The sequence below is a fragment of the Mycolicibacterium cosmeticum genome (assembly GCF_000613185.1).
GTDB lineage: Bacteria > Actinomycetota > Actinomycetes > Mycobacteriales > Mycobacteriaceae > Mycobacterium > Mycobacterium cosmeticum.
Genome location: NZ_CCBB010000001.1, coordinates 166,459 through 192,327 on the forward strand (window position 1 = coordinate 166,459; position 25,869 = coordinate 192,327).

27 protein-coding genes are annotated in these 25,869 nt (G+C 68.2%); 13 read left to right on the forward strand and 14 right to left on the reverse strand.

Annotation, left to right across the window (positions count from 1 at the left end):
• Positions 1-40: 40 nt before the first annotated feature.
• Positions 41-340 (reverse strand): Asp23/Gls24 family envelope stress response protein, encoded by a 300-nt coding sequence (locus BN977_RS00865; RefSeq protein ID WP_036395735.1) that lies wholly within the window; start codon positions 338-340, stop codon positions 41-43.
• Entirely contained in the window at positions 330-794 is a 465-nt protein-coding gene (locus BN977_RS00870) for an Asp23/Gls24 family envelope stress response protein (protein WP_206666816.1), read from the reverse strand. Before BN977_RS00870 ends, BN977_RS00865 begins: the two co-directional genes overlap by 11 nt.
• Positions 795-942: 148 nt before the next feature.
• Here BN977_RS00870 and BN977_RS00875 point away from each other — a divergent pair, with 148 nt between their 5' ends.
• From BN977_RS00875 to BN977_RS00885, 3 genes are read left to right on the forward strand one after another with little or no spacing between them, the layout of a single operon-like run.
• Positions 943-1,536 carry an RNA polymerase sigma factor gene (locus BN977_RS00875; protein ID WP_234709481.1) on the forward strand — a complete coding sequence of 198 codons (594 nt, stop codon included), beginning with the start codon at positions 943-945 and terminating at the stop codon, positions 1,534-1,536.
• Positions 1,533-1,991: a hypothetical protein gene (locus tag BN977_RS00880; RefSeq protein WP_051251839.1), complete on the forward strand. Its 459-nt coding sequence runs from the start codon at positions 1,533-1,535 to the stop codon at positions 1,989-1,991. The genes BN977_RS00875 and BN977_RS00880 overlap by 4 nt, the downstream gene beginning before the upstream one ends.
• Positions 1,992-2,042: 51 nt before the next feature.
• Complete coding sequence (locus BN977_RS00885; RefSeq protein ID WP_036395737.1) at positions 2,043-3,731, forward strand: acyl-CoA synthetase; 1,689 nt, start codon at positions 2,043-2,045, stop codon at positions 3,729-3,731.
• Positions 3,732-3,759: 28 nt separating this feature from the next.
• Here the strand turns inward: BN977_RS00885 and BN977_RS00890 are convergent, their stop codons facing one another.
• Complete coding sequence (locus BN977_RS00890; protein WP_036395738.1) at positions 3,760-4,692, reverse strand: class I SAM-dependent methyltransferase; 933 nt, start codon at positions 4,690-4,692, stop codon at positions 3,760-3,762.
• 112 nt (positions 4,693-4,804) lie between these two features.
• Here BN977_RS00890 and BN977_RS00895 point away from each other — a divergent pair, with 112 nt between their 5' ends.
• The 4 genes from BN977_RS00895 to BN977_RS00910 are packed head-to-tail and all read left to right on the forward strand — an operon-like array spanning position 4,805 to position 8,116.
• Positions 4,805-5,365 carry a hypothetical protein gene (locus BN977_RS00895; protein WP_036395739.1) on the forward strand — a complete coding sequence of 187 codons (561 nt, stop codon included), beginning with the start codon at positions 4,805-4,807 and terminating at the stop codon, positions 5,363-5,365.
• Positions 5,362-5,763 carry a YybH family protein gene (locus BN977_RS00900; protein WP_036395741.1) on the forward strand — a complete coding sequence of 134 codons (402 nt, stop codon included), beginning with the start codon at positions 5,362-5,364 and terminating at the stop codon, positions 5,761-5,763. Before BN977_RS00895 ends, BN977_RS00900 begins: the two co-directional genes overlap by 4 nt.
• Before the next feature lie 20 nt (positions 5,764-5,783).
• Entirely contained in the window at positions 5,784-7,115 is a 1,332-nt protein-coding gene (locus tag BN977_RS00905) for a Dyp-type peroxidase (RefSeq protein ID WP_036398182.1), read from the forward strand.
• A complete protein-coding gene (locus BN977_RS00910; protein WP_036395744.1) occupies positions 7,112-8,116 on the forward strand; it encodes a hypothetical protein in 1,005 nt (334 codons plus the stop codon). Before BN977_RS00905 ends, BN977_RS00910 begins: the two co-directional genes overlap by 4 nt.
• Positions 8,117-8,202: 86 nt before the next feature.
• On the opposite strand, the gene BN977_RS00915 is transcribed toward BN977_RS00910, so the two are convergent.
• The 7 genes from BN977_RS00915 to BN977_RS00945 form a co-directional block, all read right to left on the reverse strand.
• Positions 8,203-9,435: a DUF7159 family protein gene (locus tag BN977_RS00915; RefSeq protein WP_036395746.1), complete on the reverse strand. Its 1,233-nt coding sequence runs from the start codon at positions 9,433-9,435 to the stop codon at positions 8,203-8,205.
• Between the two features lie 246 nt (positions 9,436-9,681).
• Positions 9,682-10,839, reverse strand: a complete 1,158-nt coding sequence (locus BN977_RS00920; RefSeq protein WP_036395749.1) for a 4-hydroxybenzoate 3-monooxygenase — start codon at positions 10,837-10,839, stop codon at positions 9,682-9,684.
• A 94-nt stretch (positions 10,840-10,933) separates the two neighbouring features.
• Positions 10,934-11,704 carry an AraC family transcriptional regulator gene (locus BN977_RS00925; RefSeq protein ID WP_051560942.1) on the reverse strand — a complete coding sequence of 257 codons (771 nt, stop codon included), beginning with the start codon at positions 11,702-11,704 and terminating at the stop codon, positions 10,934-10,936.
• Between the two features lies 1 nt (position 11,705).
• Positions 11,706-14,051: a Tex family protein gene (locus BN977_RS00930; RefSeq protein ID WP_036395754.1), complete on the reverse strand. Its 2,346-nt coding sequence runs from the start codon at positions 14,049-14,051 to the stop codon at positions 11,706-11,708.
• A gap of 9 nt (positions 14,052-14,060) precedes the next feature.
• Positions 14,061-15,368 (reverse strand): acyltransferase family protein, encoded by a 1,308-nt coding sequence (locus BN977_RS00935; protein ID WP_051560943.1) that lies wholly within the window; start codon positions 15,366-15,368, stop codon positions 14,061-14,063.
• A 120-nt stretch (positions 15,369-15,488) separates the two neighbouring features.
• The gene (gene fdxA / locus BN977_RS00940) at positions 15,489-15,821 is read right to left on the reverse strand and encodes a ferredoxin (protein WP_036395755.1); all 333 of its coding nucleotides are present in this window, start codon (positions 15,819-15,821) and stop codon (positions 15,489-15,491) included.
• A 94-nt stretch (positions 15,822-15,915) separates the two neighbouring features.
• Complete coding sequence (locus BN977_RS00945) at positions 15,916-16,302, reverse strand: DUF4267 domain-containing protein (protein ID WP_036395757.1); 387 nt, start codon at positions 16,300-16,302, stop codon at positions 15,916-15,918.
• 103 nt (positions 16,303-16,405) lie between these two features.
• Here BN977_RS00945 and BN977_RS00950 point away from each other — a divergent pair, with 103 nt between their 5' ends.
• Positions 16,406-17,023: a VldE C-terminal domain-containing protein gene (locus tag BN977_RS00950; protein ID WP_036395758.1), complete on the forward strand. Its 618-nt coding sequence runs from the start codon at positions 16,406-16,408 to the stop codon at positions 17,021-17,023.
• Here BN977_RS00950 and BN977_RS00955 read toward each other — a convergent pair.
• Positions 17,020-17,985 carry a helix-turn-helix transcriptional regulator gene (locus BN977_RS00955; RefSeq protein ID WP_036398186.1) on the reverse strand — a complete coding sequence of 322 codons (966 nt, stop codon included), beginning with the start codon at positions 17,983-17,985 and terminating at the stop codon, positions 17,020-17,022. The two genes, BN977_RS00950 and BN977_RS00955, sit on opposite strands and share 4 nt — an antisense overlap.
• Positions 17,986-18,166: 181 nt before the next feature.
• Here BN977_RS00955 and BN977_RS00960 point away from each other — a divergent pair, with 181 nt between their 5' ends.
• Positions 18,167-20,239, forward strand: coding sequence for an FUSC family protein (locus BN977_RS00960; protein WP_024449686.1), 2,073 nt, complete (start codon positions 18,167-18,169; stop codon positions 20,237-20,239).
• A gap of 3 nt (positions 20,240-20,242) precedes the next feature.
• Here the strand turns inward: BN977_RS00960 and BN977_RS00965 are convergent, their stop codons facing one another.
• Positions 20,243-20,581 (reverse strand): RNA polymerase-binding protein RbpA, encoded by a 339-nt coding sequence (locus BN977_RS00965; protein WP_024449685.1) that lies wholly within the window; start codon positions 20,579-20,581, stop codon positions 20,243-20,245.
• 231 nt (positions 20,582-20,812) lie between these two features.
• On the opposite strand from BN977_RS00965, the gene BN977_RS00970 reads away from it, so the two are divergent.
• From BN977_RS00970 to BN977_RS00985, 4 genes are all read left to right on the forward strand, one after another.
• On the forward strand, positions 20,813-21,430 hold the full coding sequence (locus tag BN977_RS00970; protein ID WP_234709482.1) for a hypothetical protein: 618 nt from the start codon (positions 20,813-20,815) through the stop codon (positions 21,428-21,430).
• Positions 21,427-21,771, forward strand: a complete 345-nt coding sequence (locus BN977_RS00975; protein WP_036395763.1) for a hypothetical protein — start codon at positions 21,427-21,429, stop codon at positions 21,769-21,771. The genes BN977_RS00970 and BN977_RS00975 overlap by 4 nt, the downstream gene beginning before the upstream one ends.
• An 86-nt stretch (positions 21,772-21,857) precedes the next feature.
• Positions 21,858-22,661, forward strand: a complete 804-nt coding sequence (locus BN977_RS00980; RefSeq protein WP_109790059.1) for an RsiV family protein — start codon at positions 21,858-21,860, stop codon at positions 22,659-22,661.
• Between the two features lie 150 nt (positions 22,662-22,811).
• On the forward strand, positions 22,812-24,350 hold the full coding sequence (locus BN977_RS00985) for an adenylate/guanylate cyclase domain-containing protein (RefSeq protein ID WP_036395765.1): 1,539 nt from the start codon (positions 22,812-22,814) through the stop codon (positions 24,348-24,350).
• Between the two features lie 346 nt (positions 24,351-24,696).
• On the opposite strand, the gene BN977_RS00990 is transcribed toward BN977_RS00985, so the two are convergent.
• Positions 24,697-24,954 carry a DUF3297 family protein gene (locus tag BN977_RS00990; RefSeq protein WP_024449680.1) on the reverse strand — a complete coding sequence of 86 codons (258 nt, stop codon included), beginning with the start codon at positions 24,952-24,954 and terminating at the stop codon, positions 24,697-24,699.
• Between the two features lie 344 nt (positions 24,955-25,298).
• The gene (locus tag BN977_RS01000; RefSeq protein ID WP_036395770.1) at positions 25,299-25,562 is read right to left on the reverse strand and encodes a hypothetical protein; all 264 of its coding nucleotides are present in this window, start codon (positions 25,560-25,562) and stop codon (positions 25,299-25,301) included.
• Positions 25,563-25,869: the final 307 nt, after the last annotated feature.

Consider the following 25,869-nt stretch of genomic DNA (forward strand, 5'->3'; position numbering starts at 1 on the left):
GGTGGCGGCGCGCCCCTCGCCGCGCCGCCACCCCGACGCACTATCGAAGGTCGCGGCGTGACGCCGGTGTCACGGGCACGAGATCTTCGACGGTGACGTCGACGGGTAGATCGGTGAGGGCGCCGACGGCGGCCTGGATGGCCGACGCGGTGGCCCGAACCGGCGCATCCAGCGTCAGGCTCACATGGACGTCGACGCGGTCGGGCCCGATGCGGATGCCCGGCACCCGGCGCCCGGGCAGGTAGGTGGCCACTTCGCCGAACATGCCGGCATGCAGGGCGGCCACCCCGTCGACGGCGGTCACCGCCTCGGCGATGAGTTCCGCGTCGTCACTGGACACGGGCGGGTGTCGCCTCGTCGTCGGCCCCGTCGCCGTCGATGTGCACGTCGTGCACGGTGATGTTCACCTCGGTCACCTCGAGTCCGGTCATCCGTTCGATCGCGGCGATCACATTGCGCCGGATCCCGGCCGCCAGATCCGCGATGGCCACCCCGTATTCGGCGACGATGTCGATGTCGACGGCCGCCTGCTTCTCCCCGATCTCGACCGAGACACCCTGACTCTGGTTGACGCTGGCGCCGGGGATCCGTTCCCGCAGGGCGCCGACCATCCGAGACGCGCCGCCGCCGAGGTCGTACACGCCGCTGACCTCGCGGGTGGCAATTCCGGCGATCTTGGACACCACGACGTCGGCGATCGTCGTCTTGCCCTGCGAACTCACCAGGGGTGATCCCTGGTACGGACTGACTTCCTTGCCCGAGGTCTCGATATCGGTCTGTGCGCTGGTCATCATCGCTCTCCTTCCGACTGCAACATAGGGGTAGTCGGAGCAATGGTCCCAAACCGAACGTGCCGATTGCGTGATGCGCGACACATACCGGACTCCGCCCAGCGCGGCCCCGAGATATATGTTGAGAACGGCCGGGCGAGGACGGCCAAGCGTGACCGGAGAGCGGAGTGTGGTGATAGCGCCAACCGAAGGCGACCTACGCGACGCCGATGACGAGGCCTTACGGGTCGCCGCCACGCTCGGCGACCGGGAGGCTTTCGACGCCATCGTCAATCGATACGGCCCGGTGCTGTATCGGTATGCCCGCCGGATGCTCGCCGCCGAAGCCGATGTCGCCGACGTCGTCCAGGACACCTTCGTGGCCGCGTGGCGGCAGATCGGCACCTTCCGCGGCGCATCGTCTTTGCGCACTTGGCTTTTCGCGATCTGCTACCGCAAGATCGCCGACACACACCGGCTCAAGCGGGCTAAGCCGGTCGAAGACTGGGTATTGGAACCGTTGGCCGGACCGGACACCGCGGCCGACCCGTTCACGGCGGCCTCCAACGCCGCGTTCCTGGATGCCCTGGAATTGGCGCTCGGTGAATTGCCGGTGCGTCAGCGTGCGGTGTGGATGATGCGGGAGATCGAGTTGATGACGTTCCCAGAGATCGGTGAAGTGCTCCAGCTCAGCCCCGATGCCGTGCGCGGCCATCATCTGCGGGCTACCAAGACATTACGAGTTCTGTTGAGGAGGTGGCAGTGACGGAGTTCGATCCTTTCCTGCACCGCGCGGCCTCGTATCTGCGGTCGGTGCCCGAGCCCGGTTGGGATGCCATCAGCGCGACGGTGCACGCGGCGGTACACGCCGCGTCGCGGGTCGGCTGGCCCATCAGGGCGTCCCGGGACGCCGCCGGCGGTGTCGTCTACATCAGCGATCAGGCCCTGCGCAACCTGCTGGCCAGGGAGTTGCGCCGCAAGTTCGTCTGCCAACCGACCCGTATCGCGTTCACCCTCGACGGTGCGGTGCTGCGCGCCATCGACATCGACGTGACCGGCAGTTACGGCACCCAATTGCGCGAACTCGGCGACGACATCCGGCGGACCGTGCTCGACACGGTCCGGCTGATCCTCGACGATCTGGACGACAGCGGCCGCACACCGGCCGGACCCATCGACGTGACCATCACCGATGTCGTCGACGGCGATCCGCTGGGCTGAGCCGGCCGATCTCGGCCATACAGTCATGACTTCGGTGTATGGTCTGCACCCATGACCGGCGTGAGCTTCAATCTGTCCTCCGTTTTCGGCACCGTCGCCGCCGCGGTTCCGGACCAGACCTTCCTGGTCTGGCGCGACCGCCGGTTCAGCTATGCCGAGTTCGACCGGCGCGTCGACGGCTTCGCGAACTTCCTGGTGAGCGCGGGCCTCGGGGTGCACGCCGAGCGGGACACGCTGGCCGGCCACCAGTCCGGCCAGGACCATCTCGGCATCTACCTGCGTAACGGCAACGAGTATCTCGAGTCGATGATCGGCGGCTATCGCGCCCGGGTGGCCCCGTACAACGTCAGCTTCCGGTACGTCGAGGACGAGCTGATCTACCTGCTCAACGACTCGAAGGCGCGCGCCCTGGTCTACAACACCGAATTCGCCCCCCGGGTGGCCGCCATCCGCGACCGCGCGCCACACCTGCAGATCCTCATCCAGGTCGCCGACGATTCCGGCCATGCCCTGCTGCCGGGCGCGGTGGACTACGAAGCGGCCATCGCCACGCCCACACCACCCGGCGGGCGGCCCGATGTGTCGGGCGACGACCTTTACATCCTCTACACCGGTGGCACCACCGGCATGCCCAAGGGCGTGTTGTGGCGCCAGCACGACATCTTCCTGTCGTCCATGGGGGGCCGCCCATTCGGCAGCGACAAGGCCTTGGCGTCCTACGAGGAACTCGCCGAGAAGGCACGCTCGGCCGGTGGTGCGATGTCGATGCTGATGATTCCGCCGTTCATGCACGGCGCGGCGCAGTGGGCGGCCTACAACGCCATCACGATGGGCGGCAAGATCGTCATTCCCGACGACGTCGAGAGGCTGCGCCCCGCCGACGTCCTGCGGCTGGCCGAACGTGAACGCGTGCTGAGCATTCCGGTGGTGGGCGACGCCGTGGCCCGGCCCCTCGTCGACGAGATCGAACAGGGCGACTACGACCTGTCCGGCCTGTTCACCGTCTCCAATGGTGGTGCGGCACTGTCCCCCACCGTGCGCGCACGCCTCCTCAAGGCCCTGCCGCACATCATGCTGCTCGACGCGGTGGGCGCCTCGGAATCGGGCGCGCAGATGAGCACGTATACGACGGCCGGTGAATCGACCCCCGAAGCAGGACCCGGTGCGCGGCTCGCCGCGGTATTCACCCCGCAACCCGATACCGCCGTCGTCGCAGCGGATTTCAGCCGAGTGTTGTCGCCCGGTGAGGGCTCGGGCTGGCTGGCCCGCCGCGACCTGATCCCGCTGGGCTATCTCGGCGACGCCGAGAAGACCGCGCGCACCTTCCCCACCATCGACGGCGTGCGCTGGTCGGTGCCCGGCGACCGGGCAAACGTGTTGCCCGACGGCCGGATCGAGCTCCTCGGCCGTGACTCGGTGACCATCAACTCCGGCGGCGAGAAGATCTTCGTCGAAGAAGTCGAACGGGCCATCCTCGCCCACCCCGCCGTGTACGACGTCGTGGTCGTGGGCCGGCCGTCCGAGCGCTGGGGCAGCGAGGTGGTGGCCATCGTCCAGCTCGCCGAGGGCGCCTCGGCCTCCGACGAGGACCTGGCCGAGGTGTGCGGACGCACCGTGGCCAGATACAAGATCCCGAAGGCGTTCCTTCGCGAGCCCAAGATCGTGCGCTCCCCCGCGGGCAAGGCGGACTACCGCTGGGCCAAAACGGTGGCCACCGGCGCCGTCGCGACGCGTTCCTAGCCGCGACCGCACCGTCCAGCGCCGCGCGTCACCCCAGCACGGCGGTCAGGTAGGTGATGTCACCGAACGGCGACAGGCCGTCGGTCGGTTCCCCCAGGCCGTACATCGCGTACAGCTCAGAATTCTTGTGCAGCCGGACATCCCAGCCGCTGTCGGCGAGAAACGCGGCGGTCTCGGTGCGCTCACCGGCGTAGAACAGCTCGGTGACGTCGATCTGGCCGACCGCGTCGAAACCGTCGATTCCGTTGTCCTGCCACTGTTGCTGCGCCGCGCTCATCTGATCGGCCATCTTCTGCAGTTCCTCGGGCGTGATGGTCCCGGTGTTCTCGGCGGCGATTCGGCTGCCCGCGGCACTGAGGGCAGTGATGTTGTCCAACAGCCGGTCCTGGGCCTCCGGCGGCAGGTAGACCAGTAGCCCCTCAGCGATCCATGCGGTCGGCCGGGTGGGATCGAAACCCGCGGCGCGCAGGGCGGACGGCCAGTCGTCACGCAGGTCGATGCCGATGGGCCGGTGTTCGACGGCGGGCACGGCACCTTGGTCGGCGAGCACGCCGGTCTTGAACGCGATGACCTGCGGTTGGTCCAGTTCGTAGACGACCGTGTCCGCTGGCCACCGCAGCCGGTAAGCCCGGGCGTCCAGGCCGGATGCCAGGATCACCACCTGCCGGATACCGGCCGCAGCGGCATCGGCGAAGAAATCGTCGAAGTACTTGGTGCGCGCGGCGATACCGTCCGACATCCGCTGCACGTCGAACGGGGTGCCCGCCGCGATGCCGATCTCCCCGCGGGCGCACCGGGTGAAGGCATCCACGCCAACGGCGGAGACCAGCGGTTCGGCATAGGGGTCGTAGATCAGGGGTCGGGGACCGCGCGTGGCCACCGCCCGCTGCATGGCCACCACCGTCGCGGTGGCGCCGACGCTGGAGGCCAGATCCCAGGTGTCATTGTCAGTGCGTGCCATAGTTAGACACACTACGCTTATTGTCGGAGTGAGGACGGGCGCGAATCCCCCTGTACGCCACCACCCCGGGTGCTAGCGTTCGCAGATCGCAGGCCCGAGCCCGGAGGTCGAGATGGCGGCAGACGAGCGTGATTGGACCAAACCGGCCGCCATGGCGCTCCCACCGGAGGGCTATCTGGTCGAGGAACGCGGGCGCTACGGCCCCGTCTTCCCGCGAACGCCGGCCTGTCACGGCTTCTCCATCATCGCCAAGGTCAAGGAGGGCCGCGAAGAGGCCGTCCGCGCCTACGGCAAGACGATCGAAGAGACCATCGCGGCTAGCCCGGATGCGCTGGCCCCGCTGCGGCTGCACTACTTGCGGTGGAACCTCTTCGACGTCGGTTCCGGGCTGCACTTCCAATACATGGGCATCTTCGACACCGACTTCGACAAGTACACCGAGGACGCGGTCCAGCTGTTCAGCGCGACCGGCATCACCACCGTGTTCACCAATCTCGAGGGCTTTCCCGAGGACTGGAAGGAAAACCCGGACGCCTTCATCAAGTTCGTCCGCGACCACCAGGTGCCCAGTTTCCTGGAATACGGCGAGTATCCGTACGTGACCGCCGACGAGATCAAGAAGGCGTTGCGCCTCAAAGCCGCCTTTTCCACCATGCTGGACCAGATGCAGTGAGTGACACCCCGCTCGCGGCCGTCCAGGCGTACCTCTCGGCGTTCAACGCCGGCGATGTCGACGCGATGACGGCCGCCTTCGTCTCCGACGGGTCCATCCTCGACGGCATGGCCCCGCACCTGTGGATTGGACCCACCGCGGTGGCCGACTGGTACCGCGACGTGATGGCAGAAAGCGCACATCTCGGCGCGTCGAACTATCACGTGACACTCGGCGAACCCCTGCACAACGACGAAAAGGGTGACAGCGCCTACATCGTCGCACCAGCCACCATGACATTCGACCTCAAGGGCGCGAGCAGGACCCAGACCGGTTCGATGTTCACCCTGGCCCTGCGCAAGGTCGCCGAAGGATGGCGGGTGGCCGCCTGGGCGTGGGCCAAGGGCGCGCCCAGCTGACCGAGTACCCGGAGGAAGCAGTGCTCGAACTCGACGATATCCAGCACATCCTGCTCACCCGCACGCCGGCCCTCACCGGCCGGTACGAATTCCTGACCTTCGACACGCCGGCCGGCGGCCGCGCCTGGCTGTCGGAGTTGGTGGACAAGACCCAGTCCGCCGCCGACGCCGCGGCCACGATGGACGAATCCGACCGGTGGGTGACGCTCGCCTTCACCTGGTCCGGTCTGCGCGCCCTGGGTGTGCCGGCCGACTCGCTGGGCACCTTTCCCGCCGAGTTCCGGGAGGGCATGGCATCACGCGCCGGCATCCTCGGGGACACCGGCACCAGCGCACCCGAGCACTGGGTGGGCGGACTGGCCGGTGCTGATCTGCATGCGATCGCGATCTTGTTCTCCCGCACCGAAGAACAATGCCGCCGATCGATCGCGGAACACGACAAGCTGTTGGCGCGTACCGACGGGGTGCGCAGTCTGTCGCACCTCGATTTGAATGCGACGCCGCCGTTCAACTACGCCCACGACCATTTCGGCTTCCGGGACCGCCTGTCCCAGCCGGTGATGAAAGGCTCCGGCGAAGAGCCGACTCCCGGTTCCGGTGATCCTCTCGAACCGGGCGAGTTCATCCTCGGCTATCCCGACGAAGCCGGGCCCGTCACCCGGCTCCCTCAGCCGGAGGTGTTGTCGCGCAACGGAAGTTACATGGCCTACCGGCGCCTCGAAGAGCACGTCGCGGTGTTCCGCGACTACCTGCGGGAGAACGCCGCGACGCCCGAGGCCGAGGACCTGCTGGCCGCCAAGTTCATGGGCCGGTGGCGCAGCGGTGCACCGCTGGTGTTGGCGCCGGACCGGGACGATCCCGAACTGGGCGCCGACCCGATGCGCAACAACGACTTCGGCTACAAGGAGATGGACCCGTTCGGCTACGCCTGTCCGCTGGGTTCGCATGCTCGCAGGCTCAATCCGCGCGACACCGCGCACTACATGAACCGGCGCCGGATGATCCGCCGCGGCGCCACCTACGGTCCGGCACTTCCCGAAGGTGCCCCGGACGACGGCGTCGACCGCGGGATCGCGGCGTTCATCATCTGTGCCGATCTGGTACGCCAGTTCGAGTTCGCCCAGAACGTCTGGATCAACGACAAGACCTTCCACGAGCTCGGCAACGAACACGACCCGATCTGCGGCAGCCAGGACGGCACGTTGGACTTCACCGTTCCCAAACGCCCGATCAGGAAGGTGCACAAGGGCATTCCCGCGTTCACCACCCTCAGAGGCGGCGCCTACTTCTTCCTGCCCGGCATCGCCGCCCTGCGCTACCTGGCAGCACTCGACGGTGAGGACCAGAGATGACAGGCGCACGCACCTACAACCAGACCCATCTGCACCGCCCGCACAACGGCCGGCGCAGGATCAGCATCTATTGGACGTGGAGCTATCCCTGGGAGGCACAACGCGATCCGGCGGCGATGGAGAACCGCTTCTCCACCATCACCGAGGTGCGCAACGCGCTGTGGCCGGCCTACGAGACCCCCGAGTACGACGCCGCGCACTTTCTGCAGGGCATCGCGGGAACACTGGAACTCTTCCACCGGTCCACGCTGGCCTTCCAGGAGGTGGCGCTGGCGGCCACCGGGCACCCGCCGGCAGTGTTCCAACGCATCGACCAGGCCGGCTACCAATTGCCCATCGACGAGCGCGTTCTCGATGACTGCGACACCCTGATGGTTTTCGGGTTGGATCACCTGTTGTCGCAACAGCAGGCGTCGGCCGACGAGATCGCGGCGATCCGGCAGTGGCTGCGCCGCGAAGGCACCTGCCTGCTGCTCGCTCCGCACCACGACGTCGGCAATACCGACGACTACCCCCGCCGCCAGGTGGAGTACCAGCACCACGGCGATCCGCTGGTTCCCCGCCAGCAGCGATTCGGTCAGTACACCCGGTCGCTGATGAAAGCCCTGGACGTGCCGGTGTTCAACAACTGGGGCCTGCGACCGGCGGTGGTCCCCGGTACGCGCGAGATCGCGCCGCTGAACGCACGACTCGACCTGGACGACGTGGGCCTGCTGCGCAACGTCACCACCTTCAATTTCCACCCGCATCTGCCGCACTACGCGTTGACCGCCCCGGAGAGTGCCGACCTGCGGCTACTCGGCTCGCAGCCCGTCGATACCGGCCGTCCGCACCCCTTCGTCGACGCGGGCAACACCGAATTCAACGCGCTGATCTGGATGCCGCCGGCCACGGACCGCGCCGGCGACATCGTGCTGGTCGACTCGACGCATTTCACCACGCTGTTCGGCGGCACCGACAGCCTCAAGAACTTCTGGCACAACCTCGCGACGATGCGCTAGCCCCCTTCTCGCCCAAACGTGCAATTGGGCGGAAAAGTGCAAGTGAATTGCGGTATTTCGTCGATCTCGGCGTAACGGCCTATGGATCAGGGCGCCGGTGCCGGCGGCGGGAAGAGCGAGTTGATGGCGGCCTGAATCGGATCCACCGGCGCCGGGGCGGGAGCGGGGACCGGCTCGGCGACCGGCGGAACCGGCGTGGCCTGCGGCGCCTCGGGTGCCGGGGCAACCGCGGCGGGCGCGGGAGCAACGGCAGCGGGTGCGGGTGCGGGTTGGATCGCGGCGGGTGCCGGGGCAACCGCGGCGGGTGCCGGGCCGGGCAGCGGCCCGGTGCCCTGCTCGAGCGGCAGCGGAGCCGACGGTGTCACCGCGGGCACCGGCGCGGGCGGCACCTGTTCGGGCACCGGCTGCTGCGGAATCTCCACGGGAATGACCGGGATCTCGGCGGGCTGGCCCGCGTTCAGCGGCATGATCGGCTCGGAGTACACGGGCGCCGGCGCCTCGGCGGGTTCGGGATCCACCTGCTCCGGTACGGCCATCTCCTGCGCGGGCGGTGCGGGAACGGGCACCGAGCTGATGATCTGCGAGGTGCCCGCCGCCGGACTGACCGGCTGATGCCCCGTCGACAGCGGCGCGGGCCCGTCGGGGCCGCCGAACTGCGAGCCGACCGCCAGCAGTCCGACCACCGCGGCAATCGCCGCGGCACCGGCCATCGACGCGAGCCGGGCGGGCGGCGCATCCGTGATCCAGCCGCGCAGCCGGTGCACCGCACCGCCGGCCGAGCTCGCGGGCACGGCATTGGTCGCCACCGCCTTGGCCGCGTCGTAGGCCGGGGTGAACCGCGTGGTGGGAAGTTCGGGAGGCAGCGGCACCGCCACCGTCGCCGCGTCGCTCGGGCCGGGATCGGACTCGATCGGCTCCACATCGACGTCGAGCAGCACCGTCAGATCGGCCTCGGTCAAGGTGACCGCCCGCGCGGCCGCGGTGTGAGCGGCGCTGTCCGACGGTGCCGGGGTCGCGTTCGGCAACCGCACCGAACGGACGTCGGCGTAGCCGGCTTCCTTGAGCGTCGCGATCAGCTGCGCGGCCTGCGCGGCCACGTCCTCGCTCCACGTGACGCCGATCGACTCAACATCATGGCCGCTGGCCGTCGCGATGGACTCCGCGCCCCGGACCGCGGCCAGCGCGCGTACCTGCAGCTCATCAGCCGTTTCGACGGCGAAAGAGTCGTCGTCGAGGGTGACCGATTCGGGTGCCGCGCCGTCGACGAGAACCCAGCCGACACCGGCCGAAGTCACCGACAGCCCCAGTACCGTCTTCACCCCTGGCCCAACTCCTGTCACGTTGTTCACTCCGGCGCACCGTCGACCGCGCCGAGCATAGTTTGCTCGCTTCCGCACGGCATCTCGGAGGAAAGGCCCGAATTGATGTCGTACTGGAACCATCGGCCGTCGGCCACACCGCGTTACCTGCGGGTTACCCTGCCACGCCGGCGGGCAAGCATCGCGCGCCGGGCACCAGATGTTCACCGCCCGGCCACCGGGGCGTCGCGGTCGCCGTCGGGGCCGTCAGAACGGATTGCCTGCCCCCGCCGAGGCGAGCATGCGCCGCAGTTCGGCGCGGGCGAGCTGTTGACGGAACGCCCCGGCGTGTGCGGCGTCACCGGCGTCGTGCATGACGTCGGTGATCCACACCGCGCCCGTCTGGGCGTCCCAGGTGTGTCGCAGGCAGGTGTCGGAGTAGCTCGCCAGCGGCTCGGGATCGCCGTCGTTGATCGTGCTGCTCAGCGCTCGGGCGAACAGATCGGCGTCGTGCAGGGCCAGGCTCATACCTTTGGCGCTCATCGGCGACACGATGTGCGCCGCGTCGCCCAGCAGGAACAGCCTGCCGAAGCTCATCGGGCTGTAGACGACACCACGCAAGGGCACCAGTTGCCGATCGGTGATGGGCCCGGCCGGCACCGGCCTGCCGAACCGCGCTTCCAGTTCGCTCCAGATCCGGGTGTCCGGCCAGTGCTCGAGGGTGTCGGTCAGCGGGCACTGGAGATAGAACCGGCTCTGACCGGCGCCCCGGGTGATGTGCGCGGCGAAGCCGCGACGGTGCACCGCCATCACCGCGGGTGGGTCGGCGGGAACGTCGGCGAGCACGGCCAGCCAGGCGAACCCGTGCTCGTGCGCATACCGGGTGAGCACACCCGCCGGGATGGCCGTCCGGCTCACCCCGCGGTCACCGTCGCAGCCGGCCACGTACTCGCACCCGATCCGGCGGGACACCCCGTCGGCGTCGCGGTAGTGCACCGATGGCCGGGCGCCGTCGATCCCGTCGATGGCGACGTCGTCCGCGCCGAAGCGCAGATCGCCGCCGTTTCGCAAGAACGTCCCGATGAGGTTTCGCACCAACACCTGTTGTGGACAGAACACCCCGGGCTCGTCGTCGCCGAACGCCCAAGGCTGCGGCCGGCCGTCGATGTACAACGGCATGACCGCCGGTTCGGCGGAGTGGCTGACGGCGTCGCCCACCACCTCGTGCAGGTCCCAGTCGCCGAGAATCCGCACCCCCTGGCCGTCCAGGGAACCGGCGCGCTGCCGTCCCTCGACATGATCCCGGCTGTGCCGTTCGACGATGACGCAACCGATCCCTTTGCGTAACAGGAAGTTTCCCAGCGCCAGTCCGGCGACCCCGGCGCCGATCACCGCGACGGTGGTGCGGTCTGAAGTGTTGTGCATGGTGCTGCTCCTCGTGATGTCCGGCGTTCTGCCGATCACCACTGTCACCGCAGCGAGGTCATCCGGCCCACCGCCGAGCGGACAGCCGATACCGCTAAGTCGCCAGATCCGCCTGGTAGCGGCCCGGGGTCTGGCCGACCAGGGCGCTGAAGGCCTCGATGAAGCTGGTGGGGTTGGCCCAGCCGCAGGCGATGGCGGTGTCGGTCACCGACCGGCCTTCGGTGAGGTAGCGCAGCGCCTGGTGAATGCGCAGTATCGTGCGCCACCGCTGGAATCCCATGCCCAGTTCCTCGTCGAACAGCCGGCTCAGGGTGCGGGCGCTCGCGCCGACCGCGCGCCCCAGCTGATCGAGGGTGGTCGCCTGGGCCGGGTCTGCCCGCAACAGGTCGGTGACGGCGCGCAGTCTGTCATCGCGGGGCTCCGGCAGGTGCAGGGACTGATCGCCGGCCTCGGCCAATTCGTCGATCACCACCGCGCGCAGCCGTTGGTAGGAGGCCGCGTGTGGATCATGCCGAGAGGTCAACGCCAGCAGCGCTTCTCGCAGCAACGGACTGACGGTGAACACCACGGGCCGCGCGGGCAGTGCGCCGCACAAGTCGCGGGGCAGCACCATGAGCCGAATATCGGTTTTGCCGTAGAAGCGGTGGGAGTGCACGAATTCCGGTGGTGTCCACGTCGCCCTGTTGGCCGGCGCCAGCCAGGTGCCGCGCTCGGTGGTGGTGGCGACGACGCCGGACGCGGCGTACACCAGCTGACCGTCGGCGTGCGCGTGCGCGGCGATGTGGAAACCGTGGTCCAGCCAGCCCGCCCCATGTGACACGTCGTCCGGCAGCTCCGGCACCCATGGGGCGGGTCGACTGCTCACCTCAACGCCCGAATCCCGCCTTGCGCAAGGCGTCGGCCATCGACCCCGACGCCGGCTTGGCGTCCTGGCGGGCCCCGCTGCCGCCCCGGTTCTGGTTGCGCCGCTCGCCGCCGGGCCGACCCTGCCGCTCGGGCCGCTTGGCGGGCCGGGCCTGCGGGTTGTCGTTGAGCCGCAAGGTCAGTCCGATGCGCTGCCGTTCGACGTCGACGTCGACGACCTTGACCCGAACCACCTGACCGGACTTGACCACCTCATGCGGATCGGACACGAACCGGTCCGACATCGCCGACACGTGCACCAGGCCGTCCTGATGCACCCCGACGTCGACGAAGGCGCCGAACGCCGCGACGTTGGTGACCACCCCTTCCAGCACCATGCCGACCTTCAGGTCGGCGACCTTCTCCACCCCGGCGGCGAAGGTGGCGGTCGAGAAGGCCGGCCGCGGGTCACGGCCGGGCTTCTCCAGCTCGGCCAGGATGTCGGTGACCGTGGGGATGCCGAAGCGGTCGTCAGCGAACTCCCCCGGCTTGAGCGACCGCAGCGTCCGCGCGTCGCCGATCAGCTCACCGAGGGTGACACCGGCGCGGTCCAGGATGCGCCGCACCACCGGATAGGACTCCGGGTGCACACCGGAGGCGTCCAACGGGTCCTCGCCGCCGGTGATGCGCAGGAAGCCGGCGCACTGTTCGAAGGCCTTGGGGCCCAGCCGGGGAACGTCCAGCAGGGCTTTGCGGCTGGGGAAGGCGCCGGTCTTCTCCCGGTGCGCGACGATGGATTCGGCCAGCGACTCCGTCACCCCGGACACCCGCGACAGCAGCGGCACCGACGCCGTGTTCAGGTCGACACCGACCGCGTTCACCGCATCCTCGACGACCGCGTCCAGGCTGCGGGCCAGGGTGCCCGGGGTGATGTCGTGCTGGTACTGCCCGACACCGATGGACTTCGGGTCGATCTTGACCAATTCGGCCAGCGGGTCCTGCAGCCGGCGGGCGATGGAGACCGCACCGCGGATGGTGACATCCAGCTCGGGCAGTTCGTGCGCGGCGTACGCCGACGCCGAATACACCGACGCGCCGGCCTCGCTGACCATGGCCTTGGTGGGCGGCTGCGCCCCGGCCGCCCGGATATCGGCGATGAGTTCGGTTGCCAGCGCGTCGGTTTCGCGGGAGGCGGTGCCGTTGCCGATCGCGATCAGCTCAACCCCGTGGCGGGCCACCAGGGCCGCCAGCGTGGCCTTGGCGGTGTCCCACTGTTTCTGCGGCTGGTGCGGGTAGATGGCGCAGTGGTCGACCACCTTGCCGATGCGGTCGACCACCGCGACCTTGACCCCGGTCCGGAAGCCCGGGTCCAGGCCCAGCGTGGTGCGGGTACCGGCGGGCGCGGCCAGCAGCAGGTCCTTGAGATTGCGCGCGAACACCGCCACGGCCTGTTCTTCGGCCCGCTGCCGCAACTTGATCCGGGCGTCCACGGACGCCGAGATCATCAGTTTGGTGCGCCATGCCAGGCGCACGGTGGCCGCCAGCCACGGCGTCGCCGGGCCCGTCGCCGCCATGTCGATCCCGAGCGACTGCGCGATCCTGGCCTGATACACCTCGTCGTCACCGCCGTCGAAGGTCAGCGCGAGCGCCTCCTCCTTCTCGCCGCGCAGCACGGCCAGCACCCGGTGTGACGGCATGTTCTCCAGCGGCTCGGCGAACTCGAAATAGTCGCGGAACTTCTGCGCGGCAGGGCTTTTCGCGGCCTCGTCGGACCATGCCCGGGTGCGCAGCGTGCCGTCGGACCAGAACTTGGCGCGCACCTCCCCCACCAACTCGGCGTCCTCGGCGGCCCGCTCGATCAGGATGTGCCGGGCACCGTCGAGGGCCGCGGCCGCGTCGGCGACCTCCTCGGTCAGGAACTCCGCGGCCGCCTCCTCGGGCACCACCGACGGGTCGGCGAGCAGCCGGTCGGCCAGCGGCTCCAGTCCCGCTTCCCTGGCGATCTGCGCCTTGGTACGCCGCTTCGGTTTGTACGGCAGATAGATGTCCTCGATGCGGGCCTTGGTGTCGGCGGCCAGCAACGCGGCCTTCAACTCGTCGGTCAGCTTGCCCTGCTCCTCGATGGAGGCCAGCACGGCGTCGCGGCGCTGGTCCAGCTCGCGCAGATACTGCAGGCGTTCCTCCAGCGTGCGCAGCTGACCGTCGTCCAGGCTTCCGGTGACCTCTTTGCGGTACCGCGCGATGAACGGCACCGTGGCCCCCTCGTCGAGCAGCGCGACCGCGGCGGCGACCTGGCCTTCCGCGACGCCCAGTTCCTCAGCGAGACGGGTGTTTACAGACTTGACGGGGTGCACTGCGCTCTGACTCACGCGGTGACCCTACCGAATGACGGCGACAGGTCGAGGCAACACCGCTGCGAGCCGGGCCGTGGCGACCGCCACCAGGAACACGCCCAGCGCGCCGTAGCCGGCGGCCCCGCTCAGCCCGAACTTCGCCATCAGCAGCAACGCCACCCCGGCCGCGCAGACCAGCGCGCCCGCGGCCACCGAACGGGCACCGGTGGCGGCAGCCGGTCGGTCCCACCAGGGCAGCCGGCGGTGCTCCAGCGGTGACAGCAGCAGGAACAGCCCGGTCATCACCACGGCGAACACCACCGCCCGCAGCGCCAGCAGCCCCCAGAAGCCCGCGGCGTGCACGTCGTAGGCGTCCAAGCCGCCCGCGTGCAGGCCGAAGGTGGCCACCGCGATGGCCGGGATGTGCCACAGGTAGAGCGTCATGGCGCCGGCGTTGCCGGTCGCGACGACGGCCCACACCCGGGGTCGCTGCGCCCACCGCCGGATCGGCCCGGCCGCGGCCACGAACAGCAGTGACATCCAAGTGCAGTGCAGGGCCAGCAGCGTGGTCGGGGGTGACACGTTGGACATCCGCTCGGTTCCGGTCACCACCAGGGACACGTCGTAAGGTCCGGTCACGGCCAGCAGCACCTGGGCCGCCAGAGCGACGGCCGCGCCCGCCAGCGCGACGAGCGGACGCATCAACCCGCGGGCGTATCCGACGCCGATGACCATCGGGATGAGCCATACGACGACGAAGTTGGCCAGCCCGGCTTCCGGGTTGTCCAGCGCCAGGCGCAGGGTGTCGAACGCCGCGGCGACCAGGATCAGGCCGAGCACCACCGCCGTGGTGGACCCCAGCCCGCGCAGCCGGGTCAGCGCCGGCACGAACGCCAGCACCACCAGGTAGACCCCGAGGAACCACAGCAGGGCCACGCATTCGCGGCCGAGTCCGGCCGCAGACTCCGCGCCGAGCACGGCACGGGCGATCACCAGGGCCGCCGTCCAGAACGCCAGGTACCAGAACACCGGGCGGCACAGCCGCTGCGCCCTGGTGAACAGCCATGTGCCCCAAGAGGTTCGGCCGGGATGCCAGCCGTACGCACCGGCAGCACCGCCGGCCAGAAAGAACAACGGCATCACCTGCACCACCCAGGTGATGGGCGCCAGCGCCGGCAGCTCGCCCAGGATGTTGCCGATCCGCAGCCCGCTGTCGTCGATGGTGGCCAGCAGCAACGCGCTGTGGCCGAACATCACCACCACCAGGGCGGCGAGCCGGGCCACGTCGATGGCCCGGTCGCGGCCCGGGGTGGCGGCGTCGGAGAGCGGAGTCACGGGTTCGGTGAGCGCCATGGGACCAGCCTGCCCGAAGACGTGCTCCAGGGGATGAGTAGGACTACGCGATGTTGCCCTCGGCGAGCGAAGCGACGCGGCGAAATTCCCTGGGCGAGCGAAGCGACGGGAATGAGAGATTCAGGGCAGGGCGGCGACCAACGGGGTGTCCGCCCCAACCCGTCCGAGTCCGGCCGCTCCGCCGGGTGCGCCGAGCGGCTCGTCCCGGCCGGGCAGCACCTCGTCGAAGAAGGCCGCGTTGTCCACCAGGTGCGCCAGCTGGTCCTCGGGTAGATCGGTTTCGTAGTAGATGGCATCGGCCTCGCAGGCGATCCGGCAGGCGCCGCAGTCGACGCATTCGCCGGGGTTGATGTACATCGTGCGGGCGCCCTCGTAGATGCAGTCGACGGGGCATTCGGCGACGCATGACTTGTGCATGACGTCCACACAGGCGGTTCCGATCACGTAGGTCATACCGGACACGCTACGAAGCGCCGGCGTCGCAATCAGCTGCCGAAGGCACCCGGTCCATCCGACCAAAGTCCTCAAGTTGGAGGGACCAAAGTCCTCAATCGGTGGGCGGCTCGGTGTGTCGCCGGGTGGCGCCCCACAGTCCGACGCCGATCCCGACGACCGCACCGCCGAGACCGATGATCCGCTGCCCTCGGGTCAGGTCGTGGTGCACGCTGACCCCGCCCAGCAGGTCGGCCGCGTCGGCGCCGCCGGAGGCCAGGAACCATCCGCGGGTGTCCCGGCCGCGCAACCCGGCGCTCAGCAGCAGCCCGCCGATCAACGCGTCGCGATATCCCATGGAGCGCAGCAGCAGACGGGCCGACGGTCCCGGGTCGTTGGGTTCACCCCACAAGCGGTTGGCGCGCAGCGGATCGACCAGGAAGGAGACGCCGGAAGCGAGCCGGATGCCGCCGGCGACGAGCGCGGCACGATCGATGGGCATGGCTGGGCTGGCAGCATAAAACGCAGGTGGGCTCCCGCCGGCCTGATTACAGTGCCTAGTCGTGGGCGCAACGCAGTCGGCCGATCGCCGGGCCCGACCGGCGATGCGCTGGCTGGCGCTCGCGGCGTCGCTGGCGGTCTCGGCGGCCGTCGTCTACGCGCAGAACACCACGCCCGCGCCCGATGCCGGCATGACCACCGCTCGGGACACGCCGTCGGCCGCGCCGGCGCCGGCCGTGACGGCCACCAAGGCCGAATTGCTGGCCGCCAGCGCGCCGCCCGACGAGGCCAGGGTGTTCGACTTCCCGCTCGACAAGGGCGTGGCGCCCGAGAACGGACTGCAGGTCAAGACCATCTGGGTGGCGCGCGCCATCGCGATGATGTTCCCGGAGATCAAGACCATCGGTGGCTTTCGACAGGATCCGTTGAAGTGGCACCCCAACGGGCTGGCGATCGACGTGATGATCCCGAACTATCACTCCGATGCGGGCATCGACCTCGGAAACCAGATCGCCGGCTACGCCCTGGCCAACGCCGAACGCTGGGGTGTGCTGCACGTGATCTGGCGGCAGGGGTTCTATCCCGGTATCGGTGCCCCCAGCTGGACCGCGGACTACGGCAACGAGACCGCCAACCACTTCGACCATGTCCACATCGCCACCGACGGCGGCGGCTACCCCACCGGGCACGAGACGTATTACCTGAGTTCGATGCAGTCCTAGCCGGATTCACCGCGCAGGGTGACATGCGGGCTCTGCCCGTAGGCCTGGCGGTAGTACACGGAGAAGCGGCTGGTGTGCAGGAACCCCCATTTGCGGGCGATCTGGGCCACCGTGGTGGAGGCGCGGTTCCCGGTGATCAGGTCGAGATGGGCGTGGTGCAGGCGCACCCGCCGAAGGTATTCGGTGGGTGTGCAGTCGCGGTGTTTACGGAACATGTATTGCAGCGCACGGGGTGTCACGTAGACGGCTTGGGCGATGTCGGTCAGTGAGATGTCCCGCTCGGCGTTGTCGTCGATGAACGAGATGGCACGCTGGAGCAGCACCGGGGTGCTGTCGCGGCGGTCGGCGGCGGTGGGGTCCAGCAGCGCGGTGTTGGGGAACGCGGACAGCACGCTGGCCGCCACGTAGCGTTGCACGGCGCTGGTCACCATCGGATGCTCGGCGACGAACGGGTCGGTGGCGACGTTGTCGCGGACATAGGCGATGAGACCGGCCAGGTGCGCGTTGGCCTGAGCCGATACCGGCTGCAGGGCGGTCAACCGGATGGGGGCGCCGTCGTCGCGCGGTGCGGCCGCCGCCACCTCGTCGAACAAGGTGCGATCGAGGAACAGCTGGCTGAACCGGCCGGCCCGCACCGAACCGCTGAACGGCAGATCGTCGTGCACACCGCAGGCCACGACGTCCCCCGGTCCACCGGTTTCCGGAGATCGGCCCGGCAGGCGTTGTTCCACGGCGCCGGCTTCCACCAGGCAGATGGCGAGCTTCTCCAGGGGGTCGATGTCGTACCGGAAACTGAACCCGAATTCGATCCGCTGTGCCGCCACCTTGCCGATCTCGGCCGAGGTGATGCGGGTTCGGGCGGACGGTGCCGCCACCGCCGACATCCGGATTTTGGCGTAGTGCGCGGTCAGCGCGGCCTCGGCGACGCCGAGGTCGTCGGTATCCACGAGCACTGCCGGCACCAAGAACCTCCTCGTCGGGGGTACCCGATATCCGCGATACGAAAAGCGGTGCCGTCGCCGGTCCCGGATGCGCGCTGTGTTCCGGCGATCGTGACGTCCTCCCGTGACCGAACCCGACCGGTGCGGGGCACGCCGATCGGCCGGTCACGGCGCGCGTGGCGCGGTGGCGGACAATCGAGCGATGCATCCGTCAGCGCTTCGCGACCGCGCTGCACGCTTCATCGTCGATTCCGATCCGGGCAGACTGCGGCTGCGCAGCGCGGGTGCGACGACCTTGTCGCTGGTGCTGGCGATCATCGCGCTGCTGACGTTCACCCGGGTGACCCATCAGCCGGTCACCGTGGCGATGTTGGGCGCCATCGTGGCCATGCAGTCCTCGGCCGCGGTGAAGGACAAGCAACAACATCACCGGGTCATCACCACTGTGCTGCTGCCCTTTCCGGCGGTCGGTGCCGTGGCGCTGGCCGCCGTGCTGTCCCCGTTCGGATGGGTGGCCGATATCGGGTTCATCGCGGTGCTGTTCGCCGCGGTCTGGGTGCGCCGGTTCGGCCCGCGCGGCAACGCGCTGGGGATGGTCGCGTTCATGTCGTACTTCTTCGCGTTGTTCATCCACGCCACGCCCGCTCAGATCCCGATTCTGGCCGCCGCCGTCGGCGTCGGGATCGGCGCGACGCTGGTGGTGCGCACGCTGGTCTTCCCCGACCGCCCGCGCGCCGAGGTGCGTCACCTGGTGCGCGCGCTGCGTGGGGTGTCGATCTCGGTGCTGGATGCGATCGGCACCGAACGGACCGACCAGGCCGCGTTGGTGCTGCGCCGTCGGTTGGACCGGCTCGGCGACACCGGTCTGATGATCGACGACTGGCTCGACCGCCACGACGCGGCCCGGACGTTGAGCGTCACCAGTAACGACCTGGCGCTGCGGGTGTTCGACGCCCAGATCTCGGTGGAACAACTGGCCAGTCTGCTCTGGAGCCTGAATTCCGAGCGCAGCTGGCCGGACGGATTGCTCGACGCCGTTGCCGCATTGCGAGTGTGCTTGCAGCACAACCCTTCCGAAGACCAACTTCGCGCTGCCCGCAAGTCCGCGGCCGCGGCGGCCGACCGTGCCGACACGTCCACCCCGGAAGGGATCGCCACGGTGGTGGCCTACCGTGCGCTGCAGGCGCACCTCGCCATCCACCACATCACCACCAACGCGCTGGGCACGAGCGATGCCGCAGCGCCGGATCGCGAGTCCCCCGACGACGACTCGCAGACGGGTCTGGATACGCACACCAAGGCCGCCATCCAGGTGGCCGTCGCGACGTCGGCCGCCACCGTCCTGGGCGAGCTGATCTCGCCGGATCGCTGGTACTGGGCGGTGCTCACCGCGTTCCTGGTGTTCACCGGGGTCTCGACCCGCGGCGAAATCCTCACGCGCGCAGGGCATCGCATCGTGGGAACGGTCGCCGGGGTGGCCGCCGGGGTGCTGCTGGCCACGCTGATCGGGCAGAACCCGCCGATGCAGATCATCGTCTTGGTCGTCTGCGTGTTCTGCGCGTTCTATCTGGTCACCGTCGCCTACGCCTGGCTGACGTTCTTCGTCACCGTCGTGCTGGCCATGTTGTACGGGCTGTTGGGCAACTTCAGTGTTGAGGTGCTCGAGCTGCGCGTCGCCGAAACCGCGGTCGGCGGTCTGGTCGGCATCGCGTCTGCGTTCTTCGTGTTCACGACGGGCACCCGCGCGACGTTCATCGAGAAGACCGGTGAGTACTTCGACCGACTGACCGAGGTGATCGACGCGGGCATCGCGTCGGTGTTGGCGCCGGGCGGCGAGACCGATCTGGTGGCCGAGACCCGCAGCCTGGACAACGCGCTGCAAGAGGTGGTGAAGGCGGGTAAGCCGTTGCAGATGGGGCCCGCCGTGCGCAGCCGTCGCGGTGTGCAGCGGCTGGTGCGCGGCCTGCAGGCCGGCAACCGGTCTGCACATGCCCTGGCCCGCGCCGGGGTCAACGCCGCCCGGGCGGACGCAGACACCGCGCCGCCCGAGGCGACGGCCGTGGCACTGCGCAAGGCCGCCGACCAGGTGTGCGCGACGGTCGCCGAGGTCAAGCTCTTGGTGGCCGGCGACGGTGCCGCCGCGCCGGAGACGCCGACGACGGCGATGATCATGGAGGTGATGGGCTCCTCCGACATCCCGCCCGGACCGGTGCGCGGTGCGGTGCGCGCGCTGAACAATCTGGACCGAGCGCTGACCGAGGTGGCCCGGGAGTGAGCGCTATGTGCCCCGGCGCACCGACTCGATGATCTTCAGGCGTTCGTTGAACAACGCTTCCAGATCCTCCATGGACCGACGTTCGCGCACCATGTCCCAATGGGTGCGCACGGCCTTGACCGTTTTCGGCTCCGGCGCCACACCGTTGACCAGGATGCCCTCCATGCCGTTGCGGCATGACCAGGTGCCCGGGACATCGGCGTCGTCGGCGAACGGTACGTCGAATTCGCTGCCGTTGGCGGTGCGATAGCGCGCCACCTGGTGCGCCGGCAAGCCGATGTTGCGGTCCGTTTCGTAGCTGACGGCCCCGAGGCGGCTGCCTTTCAGGCGACGGTCAGCCATGGTGGGCCGATCGGAGAGAAAAACGTTGCACGGCATGCCCTTTCGGTGGCGAGTGTTGTTCGATGACGAACCGCTACGCACCTTTGGCGCACTGTATGCCTGCTATGCCCGTTGACCGGAGGTTCTGGTTTGCGAGTCTACGCGCGTACCTCCGGCCTCGTTTGTCGGCGTGCCGAACCGGGTTATGGGCGGCAAACGCGGAATGATACGGATGTGGCTGATGATGCGAATGTGACAGACAGCGTGCCGGCCCCCGAGTCGGCCGGTGCCCCGCAGGCCGGCCCGGCACGTCGGGTCTGGTCGATGCCCACCTCGCCGGTGACCCGCAAACACGTCGACGAGGCGGGCCGCCTGGCCGCCCAGGCCGGTACGCGCGCCGCCCAGGCCGGCGCGAGCGCGGCCCGGCAGCTGGCCCGTGCCGTCGAGGGTGTGCCGCCGAAACTGCGGCTGATCACGTTCGTGACCGTCGCAATGTTGCTCGGCATCGTCGGCGCGATCGCCCTGCCCCGCGCGGTGGCGGTGGCCTGCATCGTCGTGGTGGTGCCGGTGTGCGCCTTCAGCCTGGGCGCCCTGGCGCATCGCTGGTACGGCGCACCGGCCGAACCCGCGACGTCCGACCTGCACCGTTCGGTCGAGTACGTCGACCAGAAACTCACGTTCGCGCTCAACGCGTTCGGCGCCGAACGCCACCAGCACGCCATGATCGCGTTGTTCCAGGCCAAGACGGCGGTCGATCTCACGCTGGGCACCGAGCAGGAACCGGCGAGCCAGATCGACGCGCTGCTGTCGATCGACCAGCAGAGCACCCGGCCGCGCATTCGCGCCGGCTCCACGCTGGCGGCGTCGTGAACGGTCAGGTCGCCTTCATCGAGGACGACTACACCCTGGTGATCAATCGCGGCGCGCAGGCCGGCGTGACGCCCGGGATGATCTTTGCCGTGCACGGCGAGCCGGATCAGGTGATCACCGACCCGGAGTCCGGCCGCGAGCTCGGCCGGCTCAGCCGGGAGAAGCTGCGGGTGCGGGTGTTCGACGTGCAGCCGCTGTTCGCCCGCGCGCACACGTTCGCCAGGACCGACGACTTCTACGGGCTGTTCCAGGCGACGGCCGTCGTCACCGTCAACGTCGGGGACGGTGTCGAGCTGGTCCGCCCGCAGTCCGACACCAGTGCGGTGGGCCGCCGGGCCTGAGCCTTGCGACCCTGTCGGCTTTGCTGACGCCCCGCACGTTAATCTGGGGACTCGGCACTTGCCGCACTTGGTTGGAGGTATTACCCATGCGTTCTCTCAGCGTGGCCGTGGTTGTCACGGTTGCCGCGATGTTCGGTTCCGCCGGTGTGGCCGTGGCCGCACCGAAGGATTACTGCGCCGATCTCAAGGGCGGCAACACCGGTAGCACGTGCGAGATCCAGCTTTCCGACCCCGGGTACAGCGTCGACATCAGCATCCCGCTGGACTACCCCGACCAGAAGTCGGTCGCCGACTACATCTCCCAGACCCGCGACGCGTTCCTCAACTCGGCCAAATCCGGCGCAGCCCGCACGACGCCGTACGTGTTGAGCATCAAACCGGAGAAGTACAGCTCCTCGGTGCCGCCGCGCGGCACGCAGGCCGTGGTGTTCTCGGTGACCCAGGACGTCGGCAGCGGGCCGCAGCGCACGTACAAGGCGTTCAACTGGGACCAGAGCTTCCGCAAGGCGATCACCTACACCGCCGCACCCGACGACAAGCAGAACACCCCGTTGTGGCGGGTGGACGATCCGCTGAAGACCGTCGCCCCGATCGTCCAGTCCGAACTGCAGCAGCAGCTGGCCCCGCCGCCGGCCGCACCGCCGACCCCGGCCACGACGACCACCGCACCCACGACGACAACCACCAGCACGACCACCACGCCGCCCCCACCGCCGGCGCCGTTGCCGTTCTCGCAAGCCGCGCTGTACAACCCGGCCAACTACCAGAATTTCGCGATCGTCAACGACGGCGTGATCTTCTTCTTCGATCAGGGCGTGCTGTTGCCCGCCTCGGCCGGGCCGCTGCACGTGCTGGTGCCGCGGTCGCAGATCGACCCGATGATCGCCTGACGTCCGGGCTTCTGAGTGTCTGGGCTCATGCGCAGTAGTCCCCGTCGTCGAGGGAATAAAGCGGCAATTCTCTGCGGGAAGTACTGTCTGGCAACATCCCTGGCGGCCGTTTGCGGGGGATCGCCCACAAGGAGCGCCTAGTCTCCCGGCATGGATCGCATCTGGCAGCGGGTCTGGGACCGGTACGGCGGGAGCTACATCCGGGCGCTCTGGCTCGCCGCTTTTCTGATTTCACTGCCCGTCTACTCCACCTTCGTATCGTTTCCCATCGTTGTCCACGAGAAGTCCCGTCGCTACGTCGAGGTGGCAGGCTTCACCGTTGTCGCTGTGGCGGTGTTGGTATGCATCATGGTTCTGCCCTACCGTCGGTGGGCCCGCCCCGTGGAGCAGTTTGCGGCGGGCGGCGAAGTCGATCGCCGGGCCGCCCTTGAAGGCACGTACATCTGGGCCCGCAAGGCAGTCCCCAGAGTGGTGTGGGGAACTGGTGTATGGGCCGCCTTGTTGGCGTCCGGGGTCGGTGGAATCGCTGGCGCGCCTTGGTGGCGGCTCGTCCAATACGGGATCGTGGGTGCATTTGTCGGAACCACTGTGCAGCTGATCGCGTATCACAGCATTGCCGAGGCAGTGCTGCGCCCACCGAGAGTGGCCTTGGCCGGTGACAGCGGGATCGGTGATTCACTGCCGAGGTCGCGCCCCACCTTCGCCACACGGTCTAACAGGTCAGTAGTGGCTGTGGCACTTGCGTTTGCCATTGGCGGCGCCATGCTGACTTCCGCGCTGCGGCCACCGCCTGAACTGCCCATCTTCTGGGTCGTTATTGGCTGTGCGATCACTCTGACCTTTGCCGTCCCGATATCCGTCGGCATCGGGTTCTCCTCATCCCTGCGCCCGATTCACGACCTCGCCGAAGGGGCCGAACGTGTCGCCGAGGGCGACTACACGCAGCGCCTACCGGTGGTGCAAGACGACGACCTCGGCGCCCTGGCCGCGACATTCAACCGGATGCAAGCAGGATTGGCCGAGCGGCAACGACTTCAAACTGCCTTTGGTACCTATGTCGACCCGGTTCTGGCGGCCCGGCTGTTGAAGCAGCCCGACGACGTATTCTCCGGCGAGCGCCGCAAGGTGACGGTGATGTTCGTCGATGTCCGCGACTTCACCCCGTTCGCGGAGGCCAACACGGCCGAGCACGCCGTTGCCCGGCTGAACACCCTGTTCGACATCGTGGTGCCCGCTGTCCTCGACGCCGGCGGGCATGTCAACAAGTTCCTCGGCGACGGTGCTCTGGCGGTATTCGGTGCACCAAATGATCTCGCGGATCATGCTGACGCCGCGCTGAACGCCGCTGTGCTCATTCAGCGTCTGGTCGCCGAGCGATTCAACGGGGAGCTTCAGATCGGCATCGGAATCAACACCGGCGTGGTCATCGCCGGGACCATCGGCGGAGGGAACCACCTCGAGTACACCCTGATCGGCGACACCACGAACGTCGCCGCCCGCGTCGAACAGTTGACCAAGGCGACGGGTGACATGATCCTGCTCACGGAACAGACCCTTGAAGGACTGACTTCTAACCCGCCAGGGCTGGCCGACCGGGGAACGCATGTATTGAAAGGAAAGTCAGCCGCCACACGGATTTTCGCGGTCCACCTGCGGAGCAGCGCCTCGGAAGAGACCAAGGCTGATTGACAGCACCACGATCACCGCCCGCGGCGGACACCACTCGCGACTCCCAGCCACCGGCGCACCCAAAAGGCCCACCCGACGCCCCCAAACGACAAACAGCCGAACCTACAAACGTAGGTCCGGCTGTCGCCGATGTCCTGAGACATCACATTAGTCGCGCTGACAGATATGAACCCTGCCACCGCTTGACACCCAGTCAGAGCTTGGCCGTCACACAATGCATCTGAACGGCCACTGTCCATGGAGAAACCGTTTCAGGGGCTTACCGAGCCGCCGAATTGTGACAACGTCTGACAGGATCGCCAGATTCGACGAGTGCAATGGCAGGGCGGGCCCTCAAGGGCGTCGGCTACTCGGGTTGGCGGAAATAGGGTTCCACGGTGCCGCTGAGTTTGACGACCATCGGATTTCCGCGGCGGTCCTTGGCGGTCGGCACTTCCACCCGCACCCACCCCTCCGCAACGTTGTATTCGTGCACATTGATTTTCTCCACGCCATTGAAGCGAATACCCACGTCGCGGCGGAGCGCCTCTTCGTTGTAGAAGGCGCTACGCGGATCGATGGAGAGGTGGTTCGGTGGAACGTCTGTGTTCTGATCCTGAGACATGATCGCCCTTGTTCAATGCTGCGTAGGTTTCGTCTTGATTCTCCAAGAACCTACGCGACGGGGTGATCGGGGGTTCCCCGAAGGTCGAGGCCGGCCGCGCCTATGAGGTGCTTGTCGTGCGATTGACCAAGAACAAGAAAGACCAGCACAAACTTGCTCCTGGTCGCCACCGGTCCCTGATCCAGATCAAGACCGATGGGATCGATGCTCGCGTTGCCTTTGGCGACGTTCCAAAGGGGCCGACCCACCCTTCGGCGGGCCCATCATCGAAACCGGGAGCCGCACGTATTGATTCGCTCACGGTCGCATCAAGCGACGCTGCTGCAGCTGAACGAGAAGGCCACTCACATCGGCGATCGCGCTGTGGCGCGCTGCGCTGCAGCGCCTTTGACCGCGCCCCAGGCGGTATCGGCGCCTTTCCAGAACAAGCGTCCGGCGATCGACATGTACAGGAAATAGGTCAGATAGACCGCGACAGTGCCCCAGCGGGCCACCCAATCGGGCAGAGCGGTGATGGCCGCAAACCCGATGACGAGCATCGCCAGACCGGCCAGCAGCGCTGCAAGGTCCTTGAATCCGAACTGGGTACGTTCACTGATGGTGTGCATGATCCCCCGATCACAAGATTGTTGGCTTGGCATGGGCGCTCTCTACGAGCGCCCCATCCCCGGATGTTGCTGTGATCGCAGCGTAGCGCCGCCCAGCACGAATGGCGCTGTGTGCTAGATCACCGTTGCTAGAAGTTCGGTTCAGTGGCCGTGGCACGACTACACCCTGCAGAACCCAGCGCCACCTGGCGAATTGGGAAAACGCACAAACTACGGGGGTAGTCATGATCGGATCTTTACGAGGTGGCCGACATCGCACCGGCGCACAAGCGGCGGGTCGCGGCGACCGAACACCCCTTTGCTCCAA